At 70.6% G+C, this 12,700-nt stretch carries 10 protein-coding genes; 3 read left to right on the top strand and 7 right to left on the bottom strand.

Annotation, left to right across the window (positions count from 1 at the left end; translation table 11 throughout):
• Positions 1 to 14: 14 nt before the first annotated feature.
• Positions 15 to 1,331, top strand: coding sequence for a hypothetical protein (locus tag AB0J21_RS10660; RefSeq protein WP_363145487.1), 1,317 nt, complete (start codon positions 15 to 17; stop codon positions 1,329 to 1,331).
• 88 nt (positions 1,332 to 1,419) lie between these two features.
• On the opposite strand, the gene AB0J21_RS10655 is transcribed toward AB0J21_RS10660, so the two are convergent.
• Together AB0J21_RS10655 and clpB are read right to left on the bottom strand one after the other, a co-directional pair.
• Positions 1,420 to 1,983, bottom strand: coding sequence for a YbjN domain-containing protein (locus AB0J21_RS10655; RefSeq protein ID WP_363145486.1), 564 nt, complete (start codon positions 1,981 to 1,983; stop codon positions 1,420 to 1,422).
• 228 nt (positions 1,984 to 2,211) lie between these two features.
• Positions 2,212 to 4,893: an ATP-dependent chaperone ClpB gene (clpB, locus tag AB0J21_RS10650; protein ID WP_363145485.1), complete on the bottom strand. Its 2,682-nt coding sequence runs from the start codon at positions 4,891 to 4,893 to the stop codon at positions 2,212 to 2,214.
• A 233-nt stretch (positions 4,894 to 5,126) separates the two neighbouring features.
• Between clpB and AB0J21_RS10645 the strand changes: the two genes are divergently transcribed.
• Complete coding sequence (locus tag AB0J21_RS10645) at positions 5,127 to 5,531, top strand: TIGR03618 family F420-dependent PPOX class oxidoreductase (RefSeq protein ID WP_363145484.1); 405 nt, start codon at positions 5,127 to 5,129, stop codon at positions 5,529 to 5,531.
• A gap of 168 nt (positions 5,532 to 5,699) precedes the next feature.
• On the opposite strand, the gene AB0J21_RS10640 is transcribed toward AB0J21_RS10645, so the two are convergent.
• Positions 5,700 to 6,023, bottom strand: a complete 324-nt coding sequence (locus AB0J21_RS10640; protein WP_363145483.1) for a (2Fe-2S)-binding protein — start codon at positions 6,021 to 6,023, stop codon at positions 5,700 to 5,702.
• A 705-nt stretch (positions 6,024 to 6,728) separates the two neighbouring features.
• Here AB0J21_RS10640 and AB0J21_RS10635 point away from each other — a divergent pair.
• The gene (locus AB0J21_RS10635) at positions 6,729 to 7,751 is read left to right on the top strand and encodes a helix-turn-helix transcriptional regulator (protein ID WP_363145482.1); all 1,023 of its coding nucleotides are present in this window, start codon (positions 6,729 to 6,731) and stop codon (positions 7,749 to 7,751) included.
• Between the two features lie 294 nt (positions 7,752 to 8,045).
• On the opposite strand, the gene AB0J21_RS10630 is transcribed toward AB0J21_RS10635, so the two are convergent.
• From AB0J21_RS10630 to dnaK, 4 genes are all read right to left on the bottom strand, one after another.
• Positions 8,046 to 8,504 carry a helix-turn-helix transcriptional regulator gene (locus AB0J21_RS10630; RefSeq protein WP_363145481.1) on the bottom strand — a complete coding sequence of 153 codons (459 nt, stop codon included), beginning with the start codon at positions 8,502 to 8,504 and terminating at the stop codon, positions 8,046 to 8,048.
• 2 nt (positions 8,505 to 8,506) lie between these two features.
• On the bottom strand, positions 8,507 to 9,706 hold the full coding sequence (gene dnaJ, locus AB0J21_RS10625) for a molecular chaperone DnaJ (protein WP_363145480.1): 1,200 nt from the start codon (positions 9,704 to 9,706) through the stop codon (positions 8,507 to 8,509).
• A 114-nt stretch (positions 9,707 to 9,820) separates the two neighbouring features.
• Positions 9,821 to 10,501 carry a nucleotide exchange factor GrpE gene (gene grpE, locus AB0J21_RS10620; RefSeq protein ID WP_363145479.1) on the bottom strand — a complete coding sequence of 227 codons (681 nt, stop codon included), beginning with the start codon at positions 10,499 to 10,501 and terminating at the stop codon, positions 9,821 to 9,823.
• Positions 10,498 to 12,354, bottom strand: coding sequence for a molecular chaperone DnaK (gene dnaK, locus AB0J21_RS10615; protein ID WP_363145478.1), 1,857 nt, complete (start codon positions 12,352 to 12,354; stop codon positions 10,498 to 10,500). The genes grpE and dnaK overlap by 4 nt, the downstream gene beginning before the upstream one ends.
• Between the last annotated feature and the right edge of the window lie 346 nt (positions 12,355 to 12,700).

Here is a 12,700-nt window from a genome sequence, read left to right as displayed (position 1 = left end):
CGCTCCTCGTGTTCGTGGCCGCGCGCCTGTGCGGGGCGCTCGTCGCGCTCGCGGTCTGCCTGCTCGGCGACTTCCCCGTCTACGAGCATCTGCTGCGGATCTGGGACGCGCCCTGGTACCAGCACATCGCCGAGTACGGCTACGGCGCCGTACGCCGGTCCGCGCACTATCCGCACCTGCTCTACCGGGACGTCGCCTTCTTCCCGCTGTACCCGGCGCTGATCCGGGCGTTCGCCTTCCTCCTGCCGCTGTCCGTGCCGGTGACCGCGCTCCTGCTGTCCCTCGCGGCCGGACTGCTCGCCGTCTGGGGCGTCCACGCCATCGGCGTACGGCTGTGCGGACGCCGCACCGCCCTCGCCCTCGTCACCCTGTGGGTGCTGCTCCCGCACGCCGTCGTCCTGTCGGTGCCCTACAGCGAGTCGCTGCTCACCGCCTGCGCCGTGTGGTCGCTGTACGCGCTGCTCACCGGCCGCTGGCTGTGGGCGGGAACGCTCGCCGTGCTCGCCGGTCTGGCCCGGCCCAACGGCGCCGCCGTCGCCGCCGCCGTGTGCCTGTACGGACTGTGGGTCCTGTGGTCCCGACGGCGCCGCAGAGCCTCCTGGCCCGAAGCGCGGCGGCACCCCGCCCCGAGCGGGCTGCGGCACCCGGGCCTCCCCGGCTTCCCGCGCTTGACCGGCCTCCCACGCCTCCCCGCCTTCCTGAACCGCCCCGCCCTCCCGCGCCTCCCCGCCCCCGACGCGCTGCGGCGCCTGTCCGGCTGGGCCGGGACTCCGGAGCCCTCGCTCCGGCCGGCCGCCCCGGGGCCCCACCCCGGGTCCGCCCGGATCTGGGCCGGGGTGCTGCTCGCCCCGCTCGGCTGGACCGGGTACGTGCTGTACGTGGGCGCCCGTCAGGGCGACCCGCTCGGCGGGTACTTCGCGGTGCAGGACGACTGGGGCTCGTCCTTCGACTTCGGGCAGCGCATGATGCGGCTCGTGGACCGGCTGGAGATCGGCACGACCCGCTGGATCTACGTCATCGCCCTGCTCGTCCTCATCGGGGCCCTGGCCCTGTTCACCGTGCTGCTGACCCGCAGATGGGCGGCGCTGCCGGGGGCCCTCGTGGTCTACACGGGGATGCTGATGCTGATCGCCGTGGGCGGTTCCTCGTACGTGAGCTGCAAACCGCGGTTCCTGCTGCCGGCCTTCCCGCTGCTGCTGCCCGCCGCCGCGTTCCTGGCCCGGACGGCGAGAACCCGGCCGAGGGCGGCGACCGTCTTCGTCGTCGTCCTGGCCGGGTTCTCGGCGGGCTACGGGGCGTTCCTGATCACCGGCGCGAGCGCCGCCCTGTGACGGGACCGCGCCCACGACCAGGACCGGGACCGCGCCCGGGACCACGCCCAGGAGCGATGACGTCCCGCACGCGCCCGGGGACCGCTCGTCAGCTCTCGGGGTTCTCGGGCTTCTCCGGCTTGTCGGAGCTGTCCGGCTTGTCGCCGTCCGCCGCATCGGCGATGTCCTGCTCCAGGCCGAGCTGCTCCACGAGCCAGCGGTCGAACTCGATCGCGGCCCGCACCCAGCTGACCGTGGAGGACACGAAGTGCTCCAGGCTCACCCCGGTGCCGATCAGCATCTGGGCCTCGCCGATGAGGCGGACCGAGCCGTCGTCGTGGGTGTGGCTGTAGACCTTCGGCCACAGGGTGCGGCGGTTCCAGTCGTCGATCGCCTCCAGCAACTGGGGCTTGTCGTCGATCTTGTGCTCGCGGTCGTAGAACGTCCGCACCGAGAAGACCTGCTGCTCGTTCTCGCCGCGGAACATGAAGTAAGTGCGGAACTCCTCCCACGGAGCGGCGAGGTCACCCTCGTCGTCCACGACGTACTTCAGCTCCATCTGTTCCAGAAGCTGCTTCACAAGGTCCTGATCGGGGACGACGGGGCCCGCCGGTCCTTGGGGCTCGGGCTGGCTGCCCCCGAAGTTCGGAATCGAGGACGGGTCGATGCTCACCGTGTATTTCCCTTCGTACGGATGCGGCCATCCTCCCCCATACGCGGTGGGGGCTGGCAAGCCCCGGCCGCACCGGGCGCCCGCCCCTGACGCGATCTGGCCCGTCCGGCCCACAGAACAGGGCCTTCGTGACCGGGCGGGCCGGATCGCGCCCCGGGGAGCCGGCTCTCACCCCGGGGAGCCGGCCCGCACCCCGGGGAGCCAACTTCCTCTACAGCGTCTTCCGCTCTACAGCGTCTTGCGCGGCGGCTCCGCCCCGGACCCGGCACCTCCCTCGGGGGCACCCTCCGCCTCCGTACCGGAACCGGCCCCGGACCCGGCCTCACCCGTCGCCGGGCCCACCAGCAGTTCGTCGCCGAAGCGCTCGACCCGGACGGTGTCGCCGTCGCTGACCTCGCCGGCCAGGATCTCCCGGGCCAGCCGGTCCCCGATCGCCGTCTGGATCAGGCGGCGCAGCGGGCGCGCCCCGTACGCCGGGTCATTGCCCTCCAGCGCGAGCCAGGCCAGGGCCTCCGGAGTGACCTCCAGCTTCAGGCGCCGGTCGGCGAGCCGCTTGGCGAGGCGGTCGACCTGGAGCCTCGCGATGTGCGCCAGCTCGTCCTGGCCCAGCGCGGAGAACACCACGACGTCGTCGAGCCGGTTGACGAACTCCGGCTTGAACGAGGCCCGTACGACCTCCAGGACCTGCTCCTTCTTCTGCTCCTCCGGCGTCAGCGGGTCCATCAGGAACTGGCTGCCGAGGTTCGAGGTCAGGACCAGGATCGTGTTGCGGAAGTCGACCGTGCGGCCCTGCCCGTCGGTGAGCCGCCCGTCGTCCAGGACCTGGAGCAGGACGTCGAAGACCTCGGGGTGCGCCTTCTCCACCTCGTCGAGCAGCACCACGCTGTACGGACGCCGCCGCACCGCCTCGGTGAGCTGGCCGCCCTCCTCGTACCCGACGTATCCGGGCGGGGCGCCGACCAGCCGCGCGACGCTGTGCTTCTCGCCGTACTCGCTCATGTCGATGCGGACCATGGCGCGTTCGTCGTCGAACAGGAAGTCGGCGAGCGCCTTCGCGAGTTCGGTCTTCCCGACACCCGTCGGGCCGAGGAACAGGAAGGAACCGGTGGGCCGGTCCGGGTCGGCGATCCCCGCCCGGGTACGGCGCACCGCGTCGGACACGGCCGCGACCGCCTCACGCTGCCCGATCAGGCGACGCCCCAGCTCCTGCTCCATGCGCAACAGCTTGCGCGTCTCGCCCTCCAGCAGACGCCCGGCCGGAATGCCCGTCCAGGAGCCGACGACGTCGGCGATGTCGTCGGGGCCGACCTCCTCCTTGACCATGGTGTCCTTCGCGGCCTCCTCCTCGGCCTGCGAAGCGGCCTCCAGATCCCGCTCCAGGTTCGGGATCTCCCCGTACAGCAGCTTGGAAGCGGTGTCGAAGTCCCCGTCACGCTGGGCGCGTTCGGCCTGACCGCGCAGGTCGTCCAGCTTCTCCTTCAGCTCACCCACCCGGTTGAGGGACTGCTTCTCCTTGTCCCAACGGGCGGTCAGCCCCCGCAGCTCCTCCTCGCGGTCCGCGAGATCCTTGCGCAGCTTCTCCAGGCGCTGCACCGAAGCCGGGTCCGTCTCGCTCTTGAGCGCCAGCTCCTCCATGCGCAGCCGGTCCACGGACCGCTGCAACTCGTCGATCTCGACGGGCGAGGAGTCGATCTCCATGCGCAGCCGGGAAGCGGCCTCGTCGACCAGGTCGATCGCCTTGTCGGGCAGGAACCGCGAGGTGATGTACCGGTCGGAGAGGGTCGCGGCGGCCACCAGGGCGCTGTCGTTGATCTGCACCTTGTGGTGCGCCTCGTAGCGGCCCTTGAGCCCGCGCAGGATCGCGACAGTGTCCTCGACGGTCGGCTCGGCGACCAGGACCTGCTGGAAACGGCGCTCCAGCGCCGGGTCCTTCTCGATCCGCTCGCGGTACTCGTCCAGCGTCGTCGCCCCGACCATGCGCAGCTCACCGCGGGCCAGCATCGGCTTGAGCATGTTGCCCGCGTCCATCGCGGAGTCCCCGCCCGCGCCCGCGCCGACGACCGTGTGCAGCTCGTCGATGAAGGTGATGATCTGGCCGTCGCTGTCCTTGATCTCGGACAGGACCGTCTTCAGACGCTCCTCGAACTCGCCGCGGTACTTCGCGCCCGCCAGCATCGCGCCGAGGTCGAGCGACACGAGCCGCTTGCCCTTCAGCGACTCCGGGACGTCCCCCTTCACGATGCGCTGCGCGAGGCCCTCGACGACCGCCGTCTTCCCGACGCCCGGCTCGCCGATGAGCACCGGGTTGTTCTTGGTGCGCCGCGACAGCACCTGCACGACGCGGCGGATCTCCTGGTCCCGGCCGATCACGGGGTCGAGCTTGCCCTCGCGGGCCGCCTCCGTGAAGTCGGTGCCGAACTTCTCCAGGGCCTTGTACTGGCCCTCCGGATCGGGTGTGGTCACCCGGCGTCCTCCCCTGGCGCGCTGGAACGCCTCCAGCAGTTGCTTGGCGCCGGCGCCCTGCCGCTTCAGCAGGTCACCGGCCTGACCGCCCTTGTCGGCGATGCCGATGAGCAGGTGTTCCGTCGAAAGGAACTCGTCGCCCAGCTCCTTGGCCCGGTCCGCCGCGTCCTGCACGACGGCCAGCGCCTCCCGGTTGGGCTGCGGCGGGGCGACCGTGGAACCCGTGACGCTCGGCAGCTCACCGAGCAACCGCTCCGCCCCGGAGCGTACGGCGGACTGGTCGGCGCCCACGGCGGCGAGCAGATCCGTCACGTTCTCGTTGTCCTCGCCCGTGAGCAGCGCGAGGAGCAGATGCGCCGGGGTCAGGTCGGGGTGGCCCCCCGACACCGCCCTCGCACTGGCCGCATTGATCGCGTCCCGGCTCCTGTTGGTCAGTTCCGCATCCACGCCGCACTTCCTCCTCGCACTCGATGCCGACGCGCGCGCTCCCCGCGCCGCGTTCACGCAAGCCGACGCTGATCAGCCGTCAGCCCGCAACACTGACTCCGTCAACGTGTACAAAGTTGAGTCTATTCCACTCAAGGCCGTACGTGCGAGTCCCCTCCGGTATTCACCTGTACGCGTGAGAGTCGGCGGAGAGGCGAACCGGAGGCACGGAACCGGGCGATAGATTCCGCGACATGGCCTTCGACCCCGGCAGCCCCGGCGCCTCCTACCTCGACTTCTGGCGCGAGCGGCACATCTGCACGCTCACCACGCCCCGGCCCGACGGCACCCCGCACCTGGTGCCGGTCGGCGTCACGTACGACCCCGAGGCCCGGGTCGCCCGGATCACGACGAACAAACAGAGCAAGAAGGCCCGCAACATCCTGGCGGCCGGGCCGGAAGGGGCCCCAGTCGCGGTGTGCCAGGTCGACGGGCGCCGCTGGGCCACCCTGGAAGGCCGCGCGAGCCTGCGCACGGACGAGGAGACCATCGAGGAGGCGCTACGGCGGTACGCGGAACGCTACGGCCGTACACCGGCGCCCAACCCGGACCGCGTGATCATCGAGGTCGCCCTGACCCGGGCCCTCGGAAACGCCTGACCCCACCCGCGCTCCGCTTGCCCCGGCCGGTTGCGGACACGCGTCCGGCCCCCGTCGCGAGGGGGGCGCGACGGGGGCCGGACATGGCAGCGGCGTCGCCGGGTTCAGGTCCTCGGCGACGCCGCTGCGGGGGGAAAGCACCCGAGCGACATGACAACGGGGGATCGCTCAGGCACTGCGGGGGGTGACGACGGTGTCCGACCAGTCGGCGACCTCTTCGTGGTCGCGCCGGTCGAGGTTGACGAAGATCATTCCGTACCGGATCACGCACCGCACGGGTTGCGGCGCGCCCCTGGGGCGACGGAGACAGCGGTAAGCCCTGACGTCCTCGGCCTGATCCCGCACGACGACGACCGGCTCCCCGAAGAGAGTGACCATCAGCGAATCGCCGTCGTGGGGGATCGCCGTGACGAGATCGATGAAGTGCCATCCGGAGCGGTAGGCGGTGGCCATCTCGCGCCGGAACGTGCGGTCGTCAGGTGGTGTGGTCATGCCTGGACCGAACCCCAGGAAAGCTCACCCGACGGAGTCGAACCCCACGAGAGTTCGGCCGGGGCGACAGCGGGGGTCGAACCCCAGGACAACTCGGCGGGGGCGACGGCGGGGGTCGAACCCCAGGAGAGTTCCGCCGGAGCCACGCCCCAGGAAAGCTCACCCGACGGGGTCGAGCCCCAGGACAACTCGGCGGGAGCAACCCGCGGCGTCGCACCCCACGACAGCTCGGCCGGAGCCACGCCCCAGGAAAGCTCACCCGACGGGGTGGAACCCCACGACAACTCGGCCGGAGCAACAGCAGGAGTGGAACCCCACGACAGTTCGGCCGGAGCGACGCCCCAGGAAAGCTCACCCGACGGGGTCGAGCCCCAGGACAACTCGGCCGGAGCAACCCGCGGGGTCGAACCCCAGGACAGCTCGGCCTGGGCGGCATGGTGGGCCGAGGCACTGGAGGTCGCGGAACCACTCACGGCCGAAGCCGGCTCGCTCGCAAAGGCGGAGCCCCCCAGAGCCACCGCCCCGACGGCCATCGCGGCCGCGGCTGAAACGCAGAGCGTACGAAGCTTCAAGGACATAACCGTGCTCCCACCTCTGTAATCCGTAATCGGCCCCCGTCCCCTAGACGATGTCTCAGACCTGGCGCTTCCACTAGCGGAGCCGTGCATCATGTTCCTGTAATACAGGAGGCTGAGGGGGTGTCATATGGGGGAAAAATCCATCGAATCATCACATCCACATCCCATGGAGCCACTGTGCGAAACCGGGCAGCAGCTGTATGCCGCCAGCCTTCGCGCAGGCCGTGTCACTCGTGAGGAAGCGGACGCGGCTCCGTGCGTACTCGACATGGGACTGCTCCACCCCGACCCGGACGACCCCGTCTGGCTGCACCCCGTGCAGCCCTCCATCGCCCTCGCCCGGCTCATCCACCCCATCGAGGACCGCATACTCAAGAGCCGGCGCTCGGCCGTCGCACTCACCGAGGTGTTCGAGCCCCTGATGGCCCTGACCAGCCAGGAACCGGCCACCACCCATGCCATCACCGTCCTGGAGGGCCTGGAGCGCATCAACGCCACGCTCGACCGGACCAGCCTGGAGTGCACCGAGGAGGTACTGACGCTCCAGCCGGGCAGCGGGCGGCCACCGTACCTGCTGGAGGACGCGTTGCGAAGGGTCGAGCCGCTCTTCGACCGCCCGATCCGCATGCGCACGCTCTACCACCACACGGCCAGGCACCACCCCTCGACCCTCGCCTACGTCGAGCGGGTGACCCCGCGCGGCGTGGAGTTCAGGACGATGGAGCAGCTTCCTGAACGGCTCATCATCATCGACCGCAAAGCCGCCTTCATCCCCATCAGCGGCGACCGCAAGATCGCGCTCGAACTGCGCCACCCCGGGCTCGTCCGCTACCTGGCCAACGTCTTCGACCAGTTCTGGACCCTCGCCGTGCCGTGGAAGGAAGTCACCTCCAGGCCGGACCTGAGCGGGATCACCAGCACCCAACTGTCCATAGCCCGGCTGCTGGTCGAGGGCCACGTCGACGAGGCCATCGCCCGCCGGCTGGGCATGAACGTGCGCACCTGCCGGGCCCACATCGCGAAACTCGCCGCCACCCTCGGCAGCGGAAGCCGCGCCCAACTCGGCTACCTCATCGCCCAGTCCGGGCTCCTCGACGCCCTGGCGGAGTCGGCACAGGCCGCCGGGAACGCGACGGAGACGCTCCCCTGAGAGAACGGAGACGCTCCCCTGAGAGAACCGGGCGGATGAGAGACCGGACGACGAGGGCCGGGCGTGCGACGAGGGCCGGGCGTGCGACGAGGACCACGGACACGGCCGAGGACCACGGACACGGACGAGGCCGGGACAGGAACCGTCAAGGTCCCGTCCCGGCCCACCACGGCCTCCGTCAGGCGCCCGGACCACGCGTCCGGACCACGCGTCCGTCAGCGCCCGGACCACGCGTCCGTCAGGCCCCCGGCCCCGCTTCGCTCCGCGCTACCGCCGACTCCGGCGCACCGCGCACTACTCCGCCCCAGAGATACGTTTCGGCTTCGGGCGCCACACCACCAGCGCGCTCGTCTGCTGCACTTCCTGGTAGGGGACCAGATCCCTGCGGTACGAGGCGTGCACCTGGGCCTCGCGCTGACGCATCGCGGCCGCCGCGCCGTCGACCGCCGCCGACAGCTCGGCGACGTGCTGCTCCAGCGCGGACACCTGCTGCTCCAGCTCGATGATCCGTTTGATTCCGGCCAGATTGATGCCCTCGTCCTGCGAGAGCTGCTGCACCTGGCGCAGAAGCTGGATGTCACGGGCCGAGTAGCGCCGGCCCCGGCCCGCCGTGCGGTCCGGGGAGACCAGCCCGAGACGGTCGTACTGACGCAGTGTCTGCGGATGCAGCCCCGACAACTGGGCCGCCACCGAGATGACGTAGACCGGGGTCTCCTCGGTCAGCTCGTACGGGTTCCTGCCTCGGCCGTCCATGGTCATGCTCCCTTCGCGGCCTCGAACAGCGCCGCCCGCGGGTCCTCCCCGGCGGTGGCGTCGCGATACGACTCCAGGGCCTCACGGGCCCGCTCGTCGAGGTCCTGCGGAACCGAGACCTCGACGGTCACCAACAGATCGCCCCGGGTGCCGTCCTTACGGACCGCGCCCTTGCCCCGGGCGCGCATCGTGCGCCCGTTGGGGGTACCGGCCGGCAGCTTGAGAGTGACCGGCGGTCCGCCGAGCGTCGGCACCCGCACGGCGGCGCCGAGCGCCGCCTCGCTGAAGGTGACCGGCACGGTGACCGTCAGGTTGTCGCCCTTGCGGGCGAAGACCGGGTGCGCCTCGACGTGCACGAGGACGTACAGGTCGCCGGCGGGCCCACCGCGCTCGCCGGGCGCGCCCTTGCCGCGCAGGCGGATGCGCTGGCCGTCGGTGACCCCGGCCGGGACGCGCACCTGCATCGTGCGCGAGGACTTGGCCCGGCCGCTGCCCTTGCACACCTCGCAAGGGTCCTGGGCGATCAGGCCGCGGCCCTTGCAGTCCACACACGGATCGGTGAGCGAGAAACCGCCCCCGCCACCGCGCGAGACCTGCCCGGTGCCGACACAGGTCGGGCAGACCCGGGGCGTGCCGTTCTTGTCGCCGGTGCCCGAACACGCCTTGCAGGGCTCCTGGCTGGACATCCGCAGCGGCACCGTCGCCCCGTCCACCGCCTCGGTGAAGCTGAGCGAGACCTCGGACTCGATGTCCTGGCCCCGGCGCGGCTGCGCCGACGTACGGGTGCCCTGGCCGCCGCCCCGGTTGAACAGGCCGCCGAAGACGTCGCCGAGACCGCCGCCGAAGCCGCCGCCCGCACCGGCCCCCGCACCCGCTCCGGCGGGGCCGCCGCCGAACAGGTCACCGAGGTCGAAGTTGAAGGAACCGCCCGAGCCGGCCGCCCCGCCGGGGCGGAAACCGCCGCCAGCGAACAGGCTGCGCGCCTCGTCGTACTCCTTGCGCCGCTTCGGGTCACCGAGGACGTCGTTCGCCTCGGAGATCTCCTTGAAGCGCTCCTCGGCCTTCGCGTTGCCCTTGTTGGCGTCCGGGTGGTTCTCGCGGGCGAGCTTCCGGTACGCCTTCTTGATCTCTGCCTCGGTGGCGTCCTTCGGCACGCCGAGGACCTTGTAGTAGTCCTTCTCGATGAAGTCCTTGGTGCTCATCCTCGACGTCCCTCCTTTCCGAGCGGCGTCCGTCCCGGCCGCTGCCCCGACTTCTGCCGCTGTGCGAGCGGCCCGGCCGGATCATGCGATCCGGCCGGGCGCCGTCCTGCTCCGTCAGCCCTTGTCCGGGCCACCGCTCTCCTCGTCCGCCGACGGGGACTTCTCCTCGTCGGCCGCCGCCTCCTTGGCCGGCTGGGCCCCGGGCTGCGGTTCGGCGACCGCGACCCGGGCGGGCCGGATGGTGCGCTCGCCGAAGCGATACCCCGGCTGGAGGATCGCGACGCACGTCGTCTCGGTGACGTCCGGCGCGTAGCTGTGCATCAGGGCCTCGTGGATCGTCGGGTCGAAGGACTCGCCCTCCTCGCCGAACTGCTGCAGGCCCATCTTCGAGACGATCGCCTCCAGGGAGTCGGCCACCGACTTGAACCCGCCCGTCAGCTCCTCGTGCTCACGGGCCCGGCCGATGTCGTCGAGCACGGGCAGCAGCTCGCCCAGGAGGTTCGCCACGGCGATCTCCTTGACGGTCACGCGGTCCCGCTCGACGCGCCGACGGTAGTTCTGGTACTCGGCCTGGAGCCGCTGGAGGTCCGCCGTGCGCTCGCCGAGCGCCGTACGCACCTGGTCCAGCTGGGCCGTCAGAGCCACGTTCTGCTGTGCGTCCCCGGCCGGGGCCGTGCCGCCCGCCTCCTCGGAGGCGGGCCGGCCGGCCTCGGCGGCGGCGTCGGGGGTGGCGCCGTCGGAGACGTCAGCGGGCTCGTCCTTGTCGTCGAAGCCCCCCGGAGTCTCCTCGGTCATGCGGCGCCGTCCTTACGGTTGTTGTCCTCGTCGACGATCTCGGCGTCGACCACGTCGTCCTCGGCCTTGGCCTGGCCGGCGTCGCCCGCGCCCGCGGCGCCCTCGGCACCCCCGGCGGCCTGCGCGTCGGCGTACAGGGCCTGGCCGAGCTTCTGCGAGACGGCCGCGACCTTCTCCGTCGCCGTCTTGATCTCGGCGGTGTCCTCGCCCTTGAGCTTCTCCTTCAGCTCGGTGACGGCGGACTCCACCTCGGTCTTGACGTCGCCGGGGACCTTGTCCTCGTTGTCCTTGAGGAACTTCTCCGTCTGGTAGACGAGCTGCTCGCCCTGGTTGCGGGACTCGGCGGCCTCACGGCGACGGTGGTCCTCGTCCGCGTACTGCTCGGCCTCCTGGCGCATCCGGTCGACCTCGTCCTTCGGCAGCGAGGAGCCGCCGGTGACGGTCATCTTCTGCTCCTTGCCCGTGCCGAGGTCCTTCGCGGTCACGTGCATGATGCCGTTGGCGTCGATGTCGAAGGACACCTCGATCTGCGGGACCCCGCGCGGGGCCGGCGGCAGACCGGTCAGCTCGAACATCCCGAGCTTCTTGTTGTACGCCGCGATCTCGCGCTCGCCCTGGTAGACCTGGATCTGCACGGAGGGCTGGTTGTCCTCGGCCGTCGTGAAGATCTCGGAACGCTTGGTCGGGATCGTGGTGTTGCGCTCGATCAGCTTGGTCATGATGCCGCCCTTGGTCTCGATACCGAGGGACAGCGGGGTGACGTCCAGCAGCAGGACGTCCTTGACCTCACCCTTGAGGACACCGGCCTGGAGCGAGGCGCCGATGGCGACGACCTCGTCCGGGTTGACGCCCTTGTTGGCCTCCTTGCCGCCGGTCAGCTCCTTCACGAGCTCGGCGACGGCCGGCATACGGGTGGAACCACCGACGAGGACGACGTGGTCGATCTCGCTGAGCGAGATACCGGCGTCCTTGATGACGTTGTGGAACGGGGTCTTGGTCCGGTCCAGGAGGTCGGCGGTCAGCTGCTGGAACTGGGCGCGCGTGAGCTTCTCGTCCAGGTGCAGCGGGCCCTCGGCGGAGGCCGTGATGTAGGGCAGGTTGATCGTGGTCTCGGTGGACGAGGACAGCTCGATCTTCGCCTTCTCGGCGGCCTCGCGCAGACGCTGGAGCGCCATCTTGTCCTTGGCCAGGTCCACACCGTGACCGTTGTTGAACTGCTTGACCAGGTAGTCGACGACGCGCTGGTCCCAGTCGTCACCACCGAGGTGGTTGTCGCCGTTGGTCGCCTTGACCTCGACGACACCGTCGCCGATCTCCAGCAGGGAGACGTCGAAGGTACCGCCACCGAGGTCGAAGACCAGGATCGTCTGGTCGTCCTTGTCGAGCCCGTAGGCCAGGGCGGCGGCGGTCGGCTCGTTGACGATGCGCAGGACGTTGAGGCCCGCGATCTCACCGGCCTCCTTGGTGGCCTGGCGCTCCGAGTCGTTGAAGTACGCGGGGACGGTGATGACCGCGTCGGCCACCTTCTCGCCCAGGTACGCCTCGGCGTCCCGCTTCAGCTTCTGCAGGATGAAGGCGCTCATCTGCTGCGGGTTGAAGCTCTTGCCGTCGAGGTCGATCTTCCAGTCGGTGCCCATGTGGCGCTTGACCGACCGGATGGTCCTGTCGACGTTGGTGACCGCCTGGCGCTTCGCGACCTCGCCGACGAGCACCTCGCCGTTCTTGGCGAAGGCGACGACGGACGGCGTGGTCCTGGCGCCCTCGGCGTTGGTGATGACGGTGGGCTCGCCGCCTTCGAGAACGCTGACGACGGAGTTAGTCGTGCCCAGGTCGATGCCGACCGCACGTGCCATTTCGGGTCCTCCAGATGACTTGAGTGGAACAGGCTCAAGGATGCAGCAGAGATCTCCCGCTGTCAACAGACCTGAGTCATGGAGACTCAACTCTTATCCAGCCCTTACGCGCAACCCCGCACCCAAGCCCCGAACGGCGCGCATCCGCCCGCCCCAACCCGCACCCGACTCGCACCCGACGACGCGACCCCGCCCACCCCGCGCCCGTTGCCCAAACGCCCGCTTCGCTAACGTATGTCCATTCCCCGCCCCTGACGTATGCCCGCCCAAGGGACACCCCCACACCCCGAGCAGCCCGCCCACCCCGCGACACCCTCGCCCCGCCTCCCCGGCACAGGACGCCGCA

The sequence above is a fragment of the Streptomyces sp. NPDC049954 genome (assembly GCF_040656295.1).
Lineage (GTDB): Bacteria > Actinomycetota > Actinomycetes > Streptomycetales > Streptomycetaceae > Streptomyces.
Note: the sequence above shows the minus strand (reverse complement) of the source record. Positions and strands in the feature narration are given on the sequence as shown.

What these genes read in the sequence shown, in the direction of transcription:
- AB0J21_RS10635 (WP_363145482.1), top strand. Translation starts at nt 6,729, where the DNA reads ATGGGGGAAAAATCCATCGAATCATCACATCCACATCCCATGGAGCCA.
- AB0J21_RS10640 (WP_363145483.1), bottom strand. Translation starts at nt 6,023, where the DNA reads ATGACCACACCACCTGACGACCGCACGTTCCGGCGCGAGATGGCCACC.
- AB0J21_RS10645 (WP_363145484.1), top strand. Translation starts at nt 5,127, where the DNA reads ATGGCCTTCGACCCCGGCAGCCCCGGCGCCTCCTACCTCGACTTCTGG.
- dnaJ (WP_363145480.1), bottom strand. Translation starts at nt 9,706, where the DNA reads ATGAGCACCAAGGACTTCATCGAGAAGGACTACTACAAGGTCCTCGGC.
- AB0J21_RS10630 (WP_363145481.1), bottom strand. Translation starts at nt 8,504, where the DNA reads ATGGACGGCCGAGGCAGGAACCCGTACGAGCTGACCGAGGAGACCCCG.
- dnaK (WP_363145478.1), bottom strand. Translation starts at nt 12,354, where the DNA reads ATGGCACGTGCGGTCGGCATCGACCTGGGCACGACTAACTCCGTCGTC.
- grpE (WP_363145479.1), bottom strand. Translation starts at nt 10,501, where the DNA reads ATGACCGAGGAGACTCCGGGGGGCTTCGACGACAAGGACGAGCCCGCT.